This window comes from Kitasatospora sp. NPDC058048, assembly GCF_042885555.1.
Lineage (GTDB): Bacteria > Actinomycetota > Actinomycetes > Streptomycetales > Streptomycetaceae > Kitasatospora > Kitasatospora lactacystinica.
The window spans coordinates 16,488-32,400 of the sequence record NZ_JBHVRT010000055.1 but is presented as its reverse complement, the minus strand read 5'-3'; the positions used below and the strand labels follow the sequence as shown (position 1 = coordinate 32,400).

Here is a 15,913-nt window from a genome sequence, read left to right as displayed (position 1 = left end):
GACCGTCCGGTGTCGACCCGGTCAGCTGTCCCGGCTGCGCAGCGCGAGCCAGCCGGCCAGCAGGGCCGCCGCCGTCCAGGCCGCGAGGATCAGCAGACCCGTCGCCGGGCCGAGGCCCGGATCCGCCTTCATGACCTCGGCGCCGGCGTGGTCGGGCAGGTACCGGGCGGCGGACCGCAGCACCGGGACGGCGTTGGCCACCGGCGAGAGCACGAAGACGAAGGCGAACAGCAGCGTGAGCGTGAGAGCGGTCCTGCGCAGCACCGTCGCGACGCCGATCGAGAACAGGCACATCAGGGTCAGGTAGAGGCAGGCCCCGAGGACGGCGCGCAGTGCGCCCGGACGGCTCAGCCCGATGCCGTGCGGGCCCAGCGCCGCCTGGGAGGCGAGGAAGGAGAGGAACGCGGTCGGTACGGCCACCAGCAGGGCCACCACGGTGGCGGCGGTGATCCTGGAGAGGTAGAACAGGCCGCGGTCGGGCACCGCCGCGAGCGAGGTACGGATCATGCCGCTGCCGTACTCGGCGCAGACCATCAGCACCGCGAAGGCGATCAGGGCCAGCTGGCCGCACTGGACGCCGACGAACCCGGCGTCCAGCGGGTCGAAGTCGGGGCGGAGCAGGCTGCTCCTCCTGTCGATCGCCGAGCGGGCCGAGGCACCGTTCAGCACGCCGATCCCGACGCTGACGAGCAGGGCGACGACGAGCGGGACGAGCGTCGACCGGACCGTCCCGATCTTGGTGAGCTCGGCCCGGACCACGGCGGTGGCCGCGTTAGAGGGCATGCCGGTTCCCTTCCGTGAACGCCCCGGCCCGGAACTGGGCGGCGTCGCCGGTGAGACGGAGGAAGGCGTCCTCCAGGGAGGCCGCGCGGACGGCCAACTCCCCGAGGGCGATCCCGGCCCCGGCCGCGATCCGCCCCACCTCCTCCGCTCCGGCGCTGTCGACGACCACGGCGCCGCGTTCCTCCTGGCGCGCCGTCAGCCCGGCGCGGCCCAGGGCGCCCAGCAGCCGGTCCGGCTCCGAGGTACGGACCAGCACCCGGGGGCGGCAGTGCTCGGCGATGAAGTCGTCCGTGCCGGTGTCGGCGAGCAGCCTGCCGCGCCCGATCACCACCAGGTGCTCGGCGGTGATCGCCATCTCGCTCATCAGATGGCTGGACACCAGGACCGTCCGGCCCTCGGCGGCCAGGCCCCGCAGCAGGGTGCGGATCCAGCGCACGCCCTCCGGGTCGAGGCCGTTGACCGGCTCGTCGAGCAGCAGCACCTGCGGGTCGCCGAGCAGCGCGGCGGCGATGCCGAGCCGCTGCCCCATACCGAGGGAGAAACCGCCGGCCCGGCGGGAGGAGACGGACTCCAGACCCACCAGGGCGAGCACCTCGCGGACCCGGGCGCGGCCGATCCGGTTGGTCCGGGCGAGCCACAGCAGGTGGTGGTACGCGGTGCGACTGCTCTGCACCGCCTTGGCCTCCAGCAACGCGCCGACGTGCCGCAGCGGCTCGCGCAACTGGTGGTAGGTCTTGCCGTCGTAGCGGACCTCGCCCCGGTCGGGGCGGTCCAGGCCGAGCATCATCCGCAGGGTGGTGGACTTGCCGGCCCCGTTCGGGCCCAGGAAGCCCGTCACGTGGCCGGGCCGGACCGTGAAGGTGAGCCCGTCGATCGCCACCGTGTCGCGGTAGCGCTTGGTCAGTTGCCGTAGTTCGATCACGGCACCAGGCTGGCGTGGAGCGGCACCCCGGCACATCGGCCGGTGCTCCGAGCCGTGGCCTCCACCCGGCGGCGGAGGCGGCGGGCTCCACCGGCGCCATCTCCTACCACGGGTGGTCGTTCCCGCGGCCGAGGCGACGTCGTGCCCGAGCGGCTACGGTGAGCGCATGGCCCAACTCCCTTCGACCCGGCAGGCGCTGTACCGTGACGGTGCCGTCCGACCGCTGCGCCGAGGCGAGTTGGTGGCCGTCGACGGTCTGGTGGCGGTGGTGCTGACCGCGCTCTTCCTGGCCCTGCCGGGCTCGGAGTGGAGCTCCCACGGCGGTTGGCCGGTCCGGCTCGCCGTCGCGGCCGCGATGGGACTGCCGCTGGCCCTGCGCCGGATCCGTCCGGCCTCGGTCTGCGCCGTCGTCGCGGCGGCCTCGGTGGCGGCCGCGGTGGTCGGCGCCGTCCGGGAGCCGTTCCTCGGCGCGGCCTTCGCGCTCTACCAGGTGGCCGTCACCACCTCGGCCCGGCGGGTGCCCACCCCCGTGATCGGGGCGGTGAGCGGCGGAGTACTGGTGCTGCTCCTGATCTCGGGCTCCCCGAGGGGAGGCCTGCAGGACCTCGTGCTCCGCCTGGCCGGCCTGGCCCTGGCCGGGATGGCCTGGGTGCTCGGCCGGGCGGTCCGCGAGCGGCGCGCGCACGCCGCCCGATCGGCCCGGCGGGCCGCCGGGGAGGCCGTCACCGAGGAACGGCTGCGGATCGCCCGGGAACTGCACGACATCGTGGCGCACCACGTGGGAGTGATCGCGGTGAAGGCCGGCGTGGCCAATCACCTCCTGGCCGTCCACCCGGAGGGGGCCGGCGAGGCGCTGCGGGTGATCGAGATGGCCAGCCGATCGGCGCTGACCGAGATGCGGCAGATGCTCGGCGTGCTGCGGACCGGCGGATCCGAGCCGGAGACCGACGACGCGGACGGGCTGCGGCCGGCACCCGGGCTCGCCGCCCTGCCCGAACTGGTGGCCGGTGCCACCGCGGCCGGGCTCACCGTCGAACTGCGCACCGAGGGCATCACCGAGGGCATCACCGACCTGCCGCAGGGCGTGCAGAGCTCGGCGTACCGGGTGGTGCAGGAGGCCCTGACCAACGTGCTCAAGCACGCCGGGCCGACCCGCTGCCTGGTCGAACTGGCGGCAGACGGGAGCGAGTTGCGGATCGAGGTGACCGACGAGGGCGCCGCCACGGCCCGCGGCGCCCGCCGGCCCGGCCAGGGCGGCGGGCACCCGACCCGGCACGGGCCCACCGAGGCGGCCGGGCACGGGAGCAGCCACGGCCACGGCCTGCTCGGCATGCGGGAACGGGTGGAGGTGTTCGGTGGACGCTTCGACGCCGGGCCACTGGCCGGCGGCGGCTTCGCCGTTCGGGCCGGAATGCCCTACCGGGCGGCCGTGCCGGTGGGGGAGGAGCCCTGATCGGGACCGGCGCGACGGACCGGCCGGGGCCGGGGGCCGGACTGCCCGGGGCGTCCTGTTTCGGACGAACGACGAACGTGTGGAGGACCGTGTGACCGAGCCCGTCCGTGTCCTGGTGGTGGACGACCAGGCGCTGCTGCGCGGCAGCTTCCGGATGCTGATCGACGCCGAACCCGGCCTGACCGCGGTCGGCGAGGCGGCGGACGGCGCCGCCGCGATCGAGCTGGTCGCCGAGCAGCGGCCCGACGTGGTGCTGATGGACGTGCGGATGCCCGGAACGGACGGCATCGAGGCCACCCGGACGATCTGTGAGCGGAACCCGGGCGTGCGGGTCCTGATGCTCACCATGTTCGACCTGGACGCGCACGTCTTCGCGGCGCTGCGGGCCGGAGCCGCCGGGTTCCTGCTCAAGGACATCCCGCCGGCCGAACTGCTGCACGCGATCCGGGTGGTGGCCGTCGGGGAGAGCCTGCTCTCGCCGAGCGTCACCCGGCGACTGATCTCGGAGTTCTGTCGCCAACCGGCCACCGGGCCGACCGGTCCGCCGCCCGCCCTGGACGGCCTGACCGGCCGGGAGCGGCAGGTGCTCCAACTGGTGGGCACCGGAAGGTCCAACGCGGAGATCGCGCAGGAACTGCATGTCTCCGCGGCGACGGTGAAGACCCACATGGGACACCTGCTGGACAAGCTCGACGCCCGTGACCGGGTCCAGCTGGTGATCATCGGCTACGAGAGCGGCCTGCTCACCCCACGCCACCGGGTCTGACCGGTCGGCGTCGCACCCGCCGCGGCGCCCTCCGTCCGACGCACCCGCCGCGGCGCCTTCCGTCCGTCGCACCCGCCGTGGCGTCCGACGCGGTGTCCGAATGCCGCCAGCACGCGGCCCCGTCCAGGGACGACGATCGGAACAGCCCGACCGTGCGGCGCCCGCGGCCCTCCCGGCCTGCGGGCCCACGCCCTCGCCGGTCCCCGCCGGTCCCCGTCCGTCCCCGCCCGTCCAAGGATCCCTCCCGTGAACGACACCCTCCTCGCCACCGACGCGCCCACCACCGCTGCGCCCGCCCCGGGCCCGGCCGTCCTGCCCGCGCTCGCCTCGCTCGACTGGCAGGGCGTGCACGAGCGCTTGGACCGGGACGGTGTGGCGCTCACCGAGCCGCTGCTGTCGCCCGCCCAGTGCCGGGAGCTCGCCGACACCTTCGACGACGCCGGCCTGTTCCGCTCCACCGTGGTGATGCAGCGCTACGGCTTCGGCCGGGGCACCTACCGGTACTACGCCGATCCCGCGGCCCTGCCGGTACTGGATGCGCTGCGCGAGCAGCTGTACCCGCCGCTGGCCCGGATCGCCAACCAGTGGGCGGCACGGCTGGGCGAGCGCACCTACCCCCTCACGCTCGCCGAGCTGCACGCCGAGTGCGCGGCCGCGGGCCAGCACCGTCCCACCCCGCTGGTCCTGCGCTACGGTCCGGGCGACCACGCCTGCCTGCACCAGGACGTGTACGGCGACCTCGTCTTCCCGCTGCAGGCCACGATCATGCTGGAACGGCCCGGCGAGGACTTCACCGGCGGGGAGAACGTCTTCGTCGAGCAGCGACCCCGCTCGCAGTCCCGCGCGATCGTGGTGCGGCCGCAGCTCGGCCAGGCCGTGGTCTTCCCGGTCCTGCACCGCCCCGTCCAGGGCAGCCGCGGCTACCGGCGCCACCCGATGCGGCACGGCACCAACGCCGTCGAGTCCGGGCGGCGCACCACCCTCGGCGTGATCTTCCACAACGCCCGTTGACCGCCCGCCCGTTGACCGCCCGCCCGTTGACCGCCCGCCCGTTGACCGCCCGCCACCTGCCCGCCCCTCACCATCAGTAGGCGCCGTGAACACCCTTGCCCCCGACACCGTCCCCAGCACCGCCGAGGCCGTCGTCCGCACCCTCGACGCCGCCGACTGGACCGCCCTGACCGCCGAACTCGACACCCACGGCTGCGCCCCGACGCCGCGCCTGCTCGACCCCGCCCAGTGCCGGGAGATCGCCGCGCTCTACGACCGGCCCGAACTGTTCCGCACCACCGTCGACATGGCCCGCCACCGCTTCGGCTCCGGCCAGTACCGCTACTTCACCCACGACCTGCCCGAACCCGTCGCCGCCCTGCGCGAGGCCCTCTACCCCCGCCTGCTCACCGTCGCCCGTGCCTGGGCCGAGAAGCTCGGCCGCCCCGCCCCCTGGCCCGACACCCTCGCCGAGTGGACCACCAGGTGCCACGCCGCCGGCCAGGACAAGAGCTCCCAGATCCTGCTGCGCTACGGCCCCGGTGACTGGAACGCCCTGCACCGCGACGTCTTCGGCGACCTCGTCTTCCCCCTCCAGGTCGTCATCGGCCTCGACGCCCACGGCACCGACTACACCGGCGGCGAGTTCCTCCTCGTCGAGCAGCGCCCCCGCGCCCAGTCCCGCGGCACCGCCACCGTCCTCCCCCAGGGGCACGGCCTGATCTTCACCACCCGCGACCGCCCCGTCCCCTCCGCCCGCGGCCACCGCGCCGGCCCGGTCCGCCACGGCGTCAGCACCGTGCGCACCGGCCGCCGCCACACCCTCGGCCTCGTCTTCCACGACGCCTGAACCCCGCCGCCATGGCCGCCGCCGGCGCACCTGCGCCCACACCCGCGCCCACACCTGCGCCCACACCCGCGCCCACACCCGCGCCTGCGCCCACACTCACACCCGAGCCCACCGTCGGCACCGCCCCGGTCCCGTCGCACCGCTACACCCTGACCGGACCCGACAACCGCCCCTACCCCAGTGCCGCGCCCGGCACCCTCGGCGGCCACCGTCGGGGCCGCCGCTACGGCCGCCTCGACTGCCCCTCGGCCCTGCGCGCCATCGCCGCCGGCGGCTACGTGCGCCACCGCGTCTTCTTCGCCGACGAGGCCACCGCGATCGCCGCCGCCTACCGGCCCTGCTCGGTGTGCCTGCCCGGGAAGTACCGGCAGTGGAAGACCCGTCAGAAGGACCGCACCCCATGAACCCCCGCCCCGCCCCCGACCGCTCCCCACTCCTTCCCGAACCCGGGACCACCGCCTACGGCGACCTCCCCGCACCCGCCCCCCACACCGCCCCCGAACTCGCCGCCCTGCTGCGCCTGCTCGCCGAGCACCGCCGCCCGCCCCTGCGCGGCGTCGCGATCGGCCACAGCCGCGACGAGGCCTCCCGCGCGGCCGCCGCCGCGTTCGCCGACGCCTGGCAGGCCGCCGGCAACGCCGTCCTGGCCGTTGTCGACTGGCCCGAACAGGCCGCCTCCTGGCTGCGGCCCGCCCAGCGCCTCACCGCCCCCGAACCCGACGCCCTCGTCATCGCCGCCGCCCCGCTCGGCTGGGCACAGCTCGCCCGACGCCTGCGCCACAGCACCCCCTGGCGCCCGGACCGCACCTTCGGCTTCGGGTCCCTCGCCGAGCCGGTCGCCGCGGCGCTCGCCGGGCCCGGCGTCCTGGACGGCGTGCGCGGCGCGAGCGCGGACGGCGGCACCTGGCGCATCGAATCCGGCTGGACCGCCTCCTTCCCGCCCCCCGGCCCGGGCGCCGCCGCGTGAACAGCACCCCCGCCCTGTTCGGCCCGCCGCCCGCCGGCTACGAGCGCCGCGAGATCGCGCCGGGCGCCGTCCACCTGCCCGGCTGGCTCACCCCCGACCTGCAGCGCGAGCTCGTCGCCGCGTGCCGCGCCTGGGCCGTCGGCCCCGTCCCGATCCGGCACACCCGGCTGCCGGGCGGCGGCGTCATGTCCGTGCAGACCGTGTGCCTGGGCTGGCACTGGCAGCCCTACGCCTACACCCGCACCGCCGACGACGTGAACGGCCGCCGCGTCGCCCGCCTCCCCGACCGGCTCGCCGACCTCGGCCGCCGGGCGGTGGCCGACGCCTACCAGGACCCCGGCCAGGGCGCCGCCTACGAACCCGACGCCGCGCTGGTCAACTTCTACGACGCCGACGCCCGGCTCGGCATGCACCAGGACAAGGACGAGCGCTCCCTCGCCCCGGTGGTCTCCCTCAGCATCGGCGACACCTGCCTCTTCCGCTTCGGCAACACCCGCAGCCGCAACCGGCCCTGGACCGACCTGACCCTCGCCTCCGGCGACCTCCTGGTCTTCGGCGGCCCCTCCCGCCTCGCGTACCACGCCGTGCCGAAGATCCTCCCCGGCACCGGCGACCCCGCCATCGGCCCCGCCCGGGGCCGCCTCAACATCACCCTGCGCGTCACCGGCCTCACCGACCACCCCGCACCCGCGGCGACCGGAGCGCCCCGGTGACCGCCGCCGCCCGGTGACCGCTCTCGCCCGGTGACCGCCCCCCGCCCCCGCTCCCGCTCCCGCTCCCGCTCCCGCTCCCGCTCCCGCTCCCGCCCGGCCACCGGCCGGGATCAGGGCCTTGAGGCCGCGTCAACCCGAGGCGCGCCGAATGTGAACGCTTCATTAACCCAAACTGGTCAGTGTGTGACATATTCTTCCTCGGCGGATGAATTCGGACCAATCGTCCTGAACCCGCCCGGAGGGCATCCCCTCACCCTCCCGTACCCTCAAGCACTCCCAGGAGCCCTACCTTGAGCGACCGCATACCATCCGTCACGAACGCGGTGCGGCCGATACCCGGATCCCGGGCCCGACGTGTGCCCGGTCGTGCCGTACTCGGGGCTCTCGCCACCACGACGCTGGTGCTCGCGTCGTCCGTGCCGTTCGCCGTGCACGCCGCCGCGGCACCGCCGGCGAAGGCCGGTACGAGCGGGGCGCAGCGGCCGATCGGTCCGAAGCCGGCGCTCGACCTGCTGGCGCACGGCAACCTCACGATGGCGTCCAACTCGGTGGTCTCCTGCGACCCCGAGGACAGCGACTGCGACCTCAACGCCTACAACAACAACCGGGTCAACTGGGTCAAGACCGACCCCAAGGCCCCCGGCAACACCGCCTCCGCGGCCACCCTGACCGTCCCGCCGGGTGCCAAGGTGCTCAACGCCCGGCTGTACTGGCAGGCCAACCCCGTCGGAACCTCGCGGCTGTCCACGTCCGGTGACGCCTCCAAGGCCGACCAGGTCGAGTTCAAGGTCCCCGGTGCGACCGGCTACCAGCGGCTGACCGCCGACACCTACGACTGGTTCGACCAGAAGACCGGCGGTACGCCCCCGGCCCCGCTCACCGCCCACGCGGGCGTCAAGGACGTCACCGACCTGGTGCGCGCGGCCGGTTCCGGCGAGTACACCGTGGCCGACATCCAGGCCTGTCAGGGCCGCTCCTCCACCTCCGACTTCGGCGGCCAGAACGTCGGCTGCTGGGGCGGATGGTCCCTGGTCGTCGCCTACGAGGACGCCAAGGAGCCGCTGCGCTACCTGCAGGTCTGGGACGGCTACCAGCTCATCCGCCCGCCCGAGCCCAGCATCACCATGACCCTCGACGGCATCCGCACCCCGGCCGGCCGCGCACCGGCCGCCACCATGGGCGTCATCGTCGGCGACGGCGACGCCCCCATCGCCGGGGACTCCCTGGAAGTCGGCCCCGACGCCGGCCGGCTGACCCCGCTGCTCATGCCGACCGCCACCGGTCCCGCCCCCGACAACGCCTTCACCAGCCGCATCGACCGGGTCGCGCCCGACGGCACCGGCACCAACCTCACCGACCGCAACCCGAACACGGTCAACAACGTCGGCTACGACGCCCGGATGATCGACGTCACCGGCAAGCTGCCCGCCGGCAGCAAGCAGGCCGTGCTCCGCGTCACCGGCCAGGGCGACGCGCTGCACCCCCAGGCGGTCTGGCTCGCCGTCGAGGCCCTGGAACCCGACCTCCAGATCGTCAAGGCCAACACCCCGGCCGGCTCCACCACCAACAGCCCGCCCGGGCTCGTCGACCCCGGAGCCGAGATCACCTACACCTTCACCGTCGCCAACCGGCACCCCGACGGCACCACCGCCGACCTCGACACCGCCACCGGCGTCACCCTGACCGACGTGCTGCCCCAGGGCACCAGCTACGTCGACGGCTCCGGCACCGGCTGCACCGCCTCCGGACGCAACGTCACCTGCCCCACCGCCGACCTCGCGCCGGGCGCCGAGACCACCGTCTCCTTCCGGGCCAGGGTCGACGCCGGCCTCGCACCGGGCACCAGGCTCGACGACACCGCCTCCCTCGCCTACCGCGGCACCCAGACCGGCCGCGAACAGCACCGCACCAGCAACACCGTGCGCAATACCGTCACCGAGCACACCGGCTACCGGGTCACCAAGACCGCCGACAGGAGCCAGGCCGCCCCCGGCGACACCGTCACCTACCACGTGGACGTCACCAACACCGGGAACACGCCCCTCACCGCACTGACCGTCACCGACGACCTGAGCGCCGTCCTCGACGACGCCACCTACAACGGCGACGCCACCGCCACCCTCGGCACCCCCTCCTACACGCAGCCGGTCCTCACCTGGACCGGCGACCTGCCGGCCGGCGGCAACGCCCGGCTCACCTACACCGTCAAGGTGAAGGACCCCGCCGCCGGGGACCACACCCTGCGCAACACCGCGGTGGCCGACCGGCCCGGCGGCAACTGCCCGCCCGGTGCGACGGCCGGGGAATGCACCGCCACCGTGACCGTGACCACGTCCTCCCCGACCCCGACGGCCTCCCCGACCACGTCGCCCTCCACCACGCCGACATCCGCGCCCTCGCCGACCGCGACCGACGGCAACGGCGTCGACCCGGCGCCCACCGGCAAGCCCCAGCAGCCGAGCGGTGGCGGCGGTCTCGCCGCGACGGGCAGCCAGGTCGCGCTGATCGGCGGCATCGGCGCCGCCGTCCTCCTCGGCGGCGCGGCCCTCGTCCTCGCCTCCCGCCGCCGGCGCCACCGGCACTGACACCCCGTCCCGACCCTGACGTGGGGGCGGCCACCGACAATGTCGGAGGCCGCCCCCACGGCCGTCCGGCGGCGCCCGTCCACCAGTCCCGGCACGGCGACAGCCGAACGGCCCGTCGTGGAGAATCACCTCCATGCGCATCCTGATCGTCACCACCGGCTCCCGCGGGGACGTCGCGCCGTTCACGGGCCTGGGCCGACGCCTGATGGACGCCGGGCACCGGGTCGCCGTGGCCGCCCATCCGACCTTCACGACACTGATCGAGTCCTGCGGCCTGGAGCACCGGCCGCTGCCGGGGGACCCGGAGGAACTCATCCGCGCCAGGGCCCGCGCGACCTCCCCGGAGGAGACCCGCGCGCTGATGACCGCGTTCGTGGACGGGCTCGCCGACGGCGTGGCGGAGGCCGCGGCGGGCGGAGCCGACCTGCTGCTCACCGCCTTCGCCCCGTCGCCGCTCAGCCGCACGGCCGGGGAGGCCCACGGCGTGCCCGTCCTCGACACCTACCTCACGCCCGCCTTCGCCACCAGGGAGTTCCCGCTGCCCGGCCCCGCCGGCAGCGAGGACCTGGGACCGGAGGGCAACCTCGCCGCCGGCCAGGAACGGCTCCGGAGCGCGGACCGGCTGTTCGCGGGCGCCGTGGCCCGGATGCGCGAGCGCCTCGGCCTGCCCGGCACGACACCACCGCCACCGCTCGGGCACACCCGACCGGTCGTCCACGGCTACAGCCCCCTGCTGCTGCCGCGCCCGGCGGACTGGCCGGCCCCGGTCGACGTGGCGGGCTTCTGGTGGCCCGCCAGGCCGCTGAACTGGCAACCCCCGGCCGAACTGGTCGACTTCCTCCAGGCCGGCCCGGCCCCGGTGTTCATCGGCTTCGGCAGCATGGCACCGGGCGAGGGTGCCAGACTCGGGGAAGTGGTGACGGCGGCCGTACGGCAGGCCGGCGTGCGGGCCGTCGTCCAGGCGGGCTGGGCCGGACTGGAGGCGGCGGGCGACGGCATCCTCTCCATCGGCGACCTCCCCCACGACTGGCTGTTCCCCCGGACCGCCGCCGTTGTTCACCACGCCGGAGCCGGCACCACCGGTGCCGCGCTGCGCGCCGGGGTCCCCGCCGTACCGGTGCCCGTCATGGTCGACCAGCCGTTCTGGGCGGCACGACTGCACCGGCTGGGAGTCGCCCCGCAGCCCGTGCCGTTCGCGGAGCTCACCGCCGAACGCCTCGCCGCCGCGATCACGGCCGCGCTGGCCGAGCCGGTCCGCCGCCGTGCGGCCACCGTGGCCGGGCTGATGGCAGCGGAGGACGGCGCCGGCGCCGTCCTCGACCGCATCGCCCGGATCGACGAGAACCCCGGCCGCTGAGCCCCGCCACCCGCCGCCCGCCGACGGCCCGACCGGGACAGGGGAGCCGAGCCGATCATGGGTGATTCACCACGCACAAGATCACGCCGAGGCCGTACCGCCGGCCGGCGAACGACCAGACCCGTGGCGGTCTCAACAACCGGCCCGAAGAGGGGCGTTGGCGGCACGGTCAGCGGCGTCGGCCGGCCCTGATGCCGCAGCGGGTGGACCAGCCTCCGACGGGAACCAGCCGCTCTCCGCTCAGCCGCACGACGACCGGCTTCCCGTCCTCGAAGCCGATTCGATCACCGACGGCCAGGAAGAGCAGTCTGGCCAGCTCGAAGGCGTAGCCGTTGTCGGTTTCAAAGTCCTCGACCAGAGCCAACCGCGAGGTCGGCGTGGCCCCATCGGCAATCAGTCGCATGCCGAGATGGTCCCACGCTGTGCGACGCCACCATGGCCCGATCCAGCGGGCCGGCAGGCCAGCAGGCCAGAGGAACTGCCGGTACTAGCATGCGTGGATGGACCTTTCGCACCTCGGCACGCCGATCGGGCCGATGACTCGCGTCCACGGCGGTTTCGCCAACCGGATGTACCGGCTCGACACCGATCAAGGGTCGTTCGCAGTGAAGGAGTTGAACCTCGTCGACCGCCGCTGGACCTATCGTGTCGAGGACGTGTTCAGGTTTGAGCGGGCGGCCTTCGCCGCCGGCGTTCCGATGCCGGAGCCGATCTCGGCCGGCCGTCACACCCTCGTTCACCGATGGGTCGAGGGAGAGAAGGTGCCGGAGGCACCGGTGCCGGTGGCGTACGCGTTCGAGATCGGTGAGATCCTCGCGCGCATCCACGCGCTCGACGTCGCGTGGCCCCGTGCGTCGATCGAGGAACCGACGTCACGGGACTGGCCCGAGCTCGCCGCACGGGCGGCGGCCACCGGCCAGCCGTGGGCCGGTGAACTCGCCTCTCACGTCGAGACGTTCCTCGCGATCGCCCAGTTCGTCGACACCTGTGAACGGCCGGGCCCCGTCGTGCTGACCCACGGGGACATCCAGCCGTGGAACCTGCTCGCCCGGGAGGGGCGGCCGGTGGTGCTCGACTGGGAGCTCGCGGGCATGCTCGACCTGTCCGGTGAGCTCGGCTCGACCGCGCTGAGCCTCGCGAAGGGACCCGGCTTCGACGGCATCGAGCCCGCCGTCTTCCGCTCGGTCCTGGACGGCTATGTCGCGGGGGGCGGAGCGCTGCCGCCGTCAGGTCCGAGCTGGTTCGCATTCATGATCGGCGGCTGGCTGGGGCACACGAGGTGGAACATCCTCCGGTGCCTCGCCGGTGTCGAGGCGAGCACCGGCCCTGACCTCGCGCTGTCGCACGAGTCCGTGCGCAACGGAGTGCGCGGCCTCCCCGACCTGTTCGGCCGACTTCCGGAGCTCGAGGAGCTGCTCCTGTGAAGGTTCCGGGCCCGACCCGAACGCGAAACAACCCAAGGGGAGTTCAGGTGATCCAGGTGCGGCCCAGCGAGCAGATGCGTGACCTCGGCGTCGTCCAGGAGGGGGCGCCCATCCTCGCCGAGCGCGCCCGTCCCTTCGACCTGCCCGCCGAGCGCGAGGCCGCTGAGCAGGTCGTCGAGAAGCTGTTCACCGCGATGGAGCGCATCGGCCGGGTCCACCCCTTCGCCAAGGGCATGGGCATCGCGGCACCCCAGATCGGCATCGGCCGTGCCGCAGCCATCGTCCAGCCGGCCGAGCCGGGAGCGCCGGCGATCGTCCTGCTCAACCCGACGATCACCGACCGCTCCAGCGGGACGGACCAGCAGTACGAAGGCTGCCTGTCCTTCTTCGACGTCCGCGGCATGGTCCCCCGACCGCTGCGGATCATCGTGGAGACCACCACCCTGGACGGCCAGGTGGCCACCAGCACCTACGAACGCGGACTCGCCCGCTTGGTCCACCACGAGATCGACCACCTCGACGGCCTGCTCTACACCACCCGCATGCGGAGCGGCATCGAGCCCATCCCCGTCGAGCATTACCGGCAGACCGGCCAGGCATGGGCCTACGAGCAGTGACCCCGGCTCAGCCGACCCTGGGCGGCACCGGATCGGGGCAGCCCTGTCGCAGATGCGCGACTACCGTGCGCGGCCGATCCGCCCGGTGACGACGGCCAGGTCCTAGAGACGCAGGTCAGCCCCGGTATCCGACGTTCGGTGCGACCTGTCGCCACCAAGGTCGCGCAGTCGGTGGGCGGCTGACGCGGCGGAGAGCAGCGCGGGGGCGGCCGCCAGGGCGAAGCAGAGCGGCAGCGGCAGCCGGCCGACCAGCAGGCCGACGGTCGCGGTGCCGCCCGCCGAGCCGGCGTTGAAGGCGGTGTTCACCCAGGCGCCGGCCCGGGTGCGGGCCTGTGGAGCGGCTGTCTCGTCGGCGATCAGGTAGGCGGTGGTGACGACGGGGGAGACGAACAGTCCGGCCAGTGCGACGGCCGAGGTCAGTACGGGGAGGTTCGGCGCCAGCCCCGCGCCCGCCAGCGCCAGGCCCAGCCCGGCGACCAGCAGCGGCAGCCGGGCCCGGTTCGGGGCGGACCAGCCGACGGCGCCGTAGGCCAGGCCCCCGACGGCACTGCCGGCCGAGAGCGCTGCCAGGATCCAGGCGAATGCCCCGGTCCGCCCGCGCTCCTCGGCGAAGGCCACCACCATCAGGTCGAGCGCTCCGAGGGCCAGCCCGGTCGCGGCCGAGGCGAGCACCGCCCGGCGCAGCTCTTCCCCGCCGTCCGGGCGCGCGCCGGGTGCGGCCGCCCCGGTCCGGTCCGCCGCCCGCGTGGCGGGGGAGGAGACCAGGGCCAGGGTGCCCGCCAGTACGAGCCCGGCCCCCGCAACCACCCCGGCCGTCGGACCGGCGACCGCGAGCAGCAGCCCCACCAGCAGCGGGCCGCTGACGAACAGCAGTTCCTCGGCGACGGTGTCCAGGCTGTACGCGCGTCGGAGCAGTTCCTGGTCCGGCAGCAGCCGGCGCCAGAGCGTCCGCATCACCGGCCCGAGCGGCGGGGTGCAGGCGCCGGCGGCGACCACCAGGGCACCCGTCAGGACCGGCGGCGCGCCCGGCCGCCAGGTGGTGCCGGCCACCAGGGTCAGCAGCCCGGCGTACAGCGCGGCCATCGGCGGCAGCGCGCGCCGGGGGCCGTACCGGTCGACCAGGGCGGCCCGGGCCGGCGAGAGGAAGACACTGGTCAGCCCGAACAGGGCCAGCACGGTGCCGGCCACCGGGTAGGAGCCGGTGGCGTCCCGGACGGCCAGCATCATGGCGAGCGGGACCATCCCGTACGAGAGCCGGCCCAGCAGGGCGGCGCCGAAGGTGCGGCCGGCGTGGGGGGCGCGCAGGACGGCGGCGTAGGAGGGGGTGGGCGAAGGGACGTAGGAGGGGGTGGGCGAAGACAAGGGAGACGTTCCTCGGCGAAGGCGGGCAGGGCGGGGCCGTACCCGAAGGCGTGCGGGGACACCGGAGCGCCGTGCCCGGTGAGAGGGGGCACGGTCGTGGCGGGTCCGCTACGCACGGGGGAGGAACATGCCCGGAACCGTAGCAGGCCCGCCGTCCAGGTAAGGCCCCACCGTCCAGTAAGGCTTGCCTTGCCAACCGGTCGGACCCGCCCCTGGGGTGAAGTCCTCAGGGTCGTCCTCATGACTGTTCGCCCGGTACGCCGTCGCTCAATGGTGGAGGAGGCCACGGCCGAGCTGCGCCGACTGATCGCCACCGGCGAGTGGCCGGTCGGCAGCAAACTGCCCGGTGAGGTGGAGCTGAGCCGACTCCTAGGAGTCGGCCGGACCACCTCGCGCGAGGCGGTCCGGGTGCTGATCGTCGACGGCCAGCTGCGCGCCCGGCAGGGCTCGGGCACGTACGTGGCCGCCGCCTCCCCGGTCTCGGAGTTCGACCGGGAACTGCGACGCTCGGAAGTCTTCGACGTGTACGAGGTCCGGGCGGCGCTGGAGGTGGAGGCGGGCCGGCTGGCCGCGCAGCGGCGCACCGAGACGGACGTCGCCGCGCTCCGGGCGGCGCTGGCCGCCCGGGACGCGGCCGTCGGTCCGGCCGAACTCGTCGAGACGGACCCGGAACTGCACCGCCAGGTCGTACGGGCAGCGCGCAATCCGGTGCTCGTCCGCCTCTTCGACTCCTTCGTCGACGCGCTGCGCGAAGCGGCCGGCCACGTGGTGGCCGACAGTCAACTCCACGACGGCGTCGAGGAGGAGAGCATCACCCGCGCGCACCGCACCCTGGTCGAGGCGATCGCCGCGGGTGACCCGGACGCCGCCGTCGCGGCGACCCAGGCCAACCTGGACCGCACCCTCGACAGACTGCGCGCGGCGGGAACCGGCCCGCACTGACCCGAGGGCCGCATCCGCGCCCGACCGCGTCCGGCCCGGGCCCGACATCGCTCCCCGGAGCTCCGGCGTGCGTTCGGCCGCGGGAACGGACCCGGAGCGTCTCCCGCCCCCAAGGTTCGGGGATCACCGCGGCGGGCGCCGTTCGCGGGTGGCCGGTGAGCCGTCGCGGTGGAAGGAAGGCC

General features: G+C 74.7%; 16 protein-coding genes. 12 read left to right on the top strand and 4 right to left on the bottom strand.

All coding sequences use genetic code 11. The features are described from left to right. Positions 1-21: 21 nt before the first annotated feature. On the bottom strand, positions 22-783 hold the full coding sequence (locus tag ACFVVA_RS37875) for an ABC transporter permease (protein WP_387695251.1): 762 nt from the start codon (positions 781-783) through the stop codon (positions 22-24). Continuing rightward, positions 773-1,705, bottom strand: coding sequence for an ATP-binding cassette domain-containing protein (locus ACFVVA_RS37870; RefSeq protein ID WP_387695250.1), 933 nt, complete (start codon positions 1,703-1,705; stop codon positions 773-775). The genes ACFVVA_RS37875 and ACFVVA_RS37870 overlap by 11 nt, the downstream gene beginning before the upstream one ends. Positions 1,706-1,871: 166 nt before the next feature. On the opposite strand from ACFVVA_RS37870, the gene ACFVVA_RS37865 reads away from it, so the two are divergent. From ACFVVA_RS37865 to ACFVVA_RS37825, 9 genes are all read left to right on the top strand, one after another. Then, complete coding sequence (locus tag ACFVVA_RS37865) at positions 1,872-3,158, top strand: sensor histidine kinase (RefSeq protein WP_387695249.1); 1,287 nt, start codon at positions 1,872-1,874, stop codon at positions 3,156-3,158. A gap of 91 nt (positions 3,159-3,249) precedes the next feature. After that, positions 3,250-3,924 (top strand): response regulator, encoded by a 675-nt coding sequence (locus ACFVVA_RS37860; RefSeq protein WP_387695248.1) that lies wholly within the window; start codon positions 3,250-3,252, stop codon positions 3,922-3,924. Positions 3,925-4,170: 246 nt separating this feature from the next. After that, a complete protein-coding gene (locus tag ACFVVA_RS37855; RefSeq protein WP_387695247.1) occupies positions 4,171-4,935 on the top strand; it encodes a 2OG-Fe(II) oxygenase in 765 nt (254 codons plus the stop codon). Between the two features lie 166 nt (positions 4,936-5,101). Then, positions 5,102-5,764, top strand: a complete 663-nt coding sequence (locus ACFVVA_RS37850; RefSeq protein ID WP_387695273.1) for a 2OG-Fe(II) oxygenase — start codon at positions 5,102-5,104, stop codon at positions 5,762-5,764. Between the two features lie 11 nt (positions 5,765-5,775). Then, positions 5,776-6,168 (top strand): metal-binding protein, encoded by a 393-nt coding sequence (locus tag ACFVVA_RS37845; protein WP_387695246.1) that lies wholly within the window; start codon positions 5,776-5,778, stop codon positions 6,166-6,168. Continuing rightward, positions 6,165-6,731: a hypothetical protein gene (locus ACFVVA_RS37840; RefSeq protein ID WP_387695245.1), complete on the top strand. Its 567-nt coding sequence runs from the start codon at positions 6,165-6,167 to the stop codon at positions 6,729-6,731. Before ACFVVA_RS37845 ends, ACFVVA_RS37840 begins: the two co-directional genes overlap by 4 nt. Continuing rightward, on the top strand, positions 6,728-7,444 hold the full coding sequence (locus ACFVVA_RS37835) for an alpha-ketoglutarate-dependent dioxygenase AlkB family protein (protein WP_387695244.1): 717 nt from the start codon (positions 6,728-6,730) through the stop codon (positions 7,442-7,444). Before ACFVVA_RS37840 ends, ACFVVA_RS37835 begins: the two co-directional genes overlap by 4 nt. Before the next feature lie 401 nt (positions 7,445-7,845). After that, positions 7,846-10,029, top strand: coding sequence for an LPXTG cell wall anchor domain-containing protein (locus ACFVVA_RS37830; protein ID WP_387695243.1), 2,184 nt, complete (start codon positions 7,846-7,848; stop codon positions 10,027-10,029). Positions 10,030-10,162: 133 nt separating this feature from the next. Continuing rightward, on the top strand, positions 10,163-11,386 hold the full coding sequence (locus ACFVVA_RS37825; RefSeq protein ID WP_387695242.1) for a glycosyltransferase: 1,224 nt from the start codon (positions 10,163-10,165) through the stop codon (positions 11,384-11,386). A gap of 169 nt (positions 11,387-11,555) precedes the next feature. On the opposite strand, the gene ACFVVA_RS37820 is transcribed toward ACFVVA_RS37825, so the two are convergent. Then, entirely contained in the window at positions 11,556-11,789 is a 234-nt protein-coding gene (locus tag ACFVVA_RS37820) for a hypothetical protein (protein WP_387695241.1), read from the bottom strand. 97 nt (positions 11,790-11,886) lie between these two features. On the opposite strand from ACFVVA_RS37820, the gene ACFVVA_RS37815 reads away from it, so the two are divergent. Together ACFVVA_RS37815 and ACFVVA_RS37810 are read left to right on the top strand one after the other, a co-directional pair. Then, the gene (locus ACFVVA_RS37815; RefSeq protein ID WP_387695240.1) at positions 11,887-12,810 is read left to right on the top strand and encodes a phosphotransferase family protein; all 924 of its coding nucleotides are present in this window, start codon (positions 11,887-11,889) and stop codon (positions 12,808-12,810) included. A 47-nt stretch (positions 12,811-12,857) separates the two neighbouring features. Next, on the top strand, positions 12,858-13,427 hold the full coding sequence (locus tag ACFVVA_RS37810; RefSeq protein ID WP_387695239.1) for a peptide deformylase: 570 nt from the start codon (positions 12,858-12,860) through the stop codon (positions 13,425-13,427). 102 nt (positions 13,428-13,529) lie between these two features. On the opposite strand, the gene ACFVVA_RS37805 is transcribed toward ACFVVA_RS37810, so the two are convergent. After that, on the bottom strand, positions 13,530-14,789 hold the full coding sequence (locus ACFVVA_RS37805; protein ID WP_387695238.1) for an MFS transporter: 1,260 nt from the start codon (positions 14,787-14,789) through the stop codon (positions 13,530-13,532). A 270-nt stretch (positions 14,790-15,059) separates the two neighbouring features. Between ACFVVA_RS37805 and ACFVVA_RS37800 the strand changes: the two genes are divergently transcribed. After that, a complete protein-coding gene (locus ACFVVA_RS37800; RefSeq protein WP_387695237.1) occupies positions 15,060-15,731 on the top strand; it encodes a FadR/GntR family transcriptional regulator in 672 nt (223 codons plus the stop codon). The last annotated feature ends 182 nt before the right edge of the window (positions 15,732-15,913 follow it).

What these genes read in the sequence shown, in the direction of transcription:
- ACFVVA_RS37800 (WP_387695237.1), top strand. Translation starts at nt 15,060, where the DNA reads ATGGTGGAGGAGGCCACGGCCGAGCTGCGCCGACTGATCGCCACCGGC.
- ACFVVA_RS37825 (WP_387695242.1), top strand. Translation starts at nt 10,163, where the DNA reads ATGCGCATCCTGATCGTCACCACCGGCTCCCGCGGGGACGTCGCGCCG.
- ACFVVA_RS37875 (WP_387695251.1), bottom strand. Translation starts at nt 783, where the DNA reads ATGCCCTCTAACGCGGCCACCGCCGTGGTCCGGGCCGAGCTCACCAAG.
- ACFVVA_RS37820 (WP_387695241.1), bottom strand. Translation starts at nt 11,789, where the DNA reads ATGCGACTGATTGCCGATGGGGCCACGCCGACCTCGCGGTTGGCTCTG.
- ACFVVA_RS37845 (WP_387695246.1), top strand. Translation starts at nt 5,776, where the DNA reads ATGGCCGCCGCCGGCGCACCTGCGCCCACACCCGCGCCCACACCTGCG.
- ACFVVA_RS37865 (WP_387695249.1), top strand. Translation starts at nt 1,872, where the DNA reads ATGGCCCAACTCCCTTCGACCCGGCAGGCGCTGTACCGTGACGGTGCC.
- ACFVVA_RS37815 (WP_387695240.1), top strand. Translation starts at nt 11,887, where the DNA reads ATGGACCTTTCGCACCTCGGCACGCCGATCGGGCCGATGACTCGCGTC.
- ACFVVA_RS37840 (WP_387695245.1), top strand. Translation starts at nt 6,165, where the DNA reads ATGAACCCCCGCCCCGCCCCCGACCGCTCCCCACTCCTTCCCGAACCC.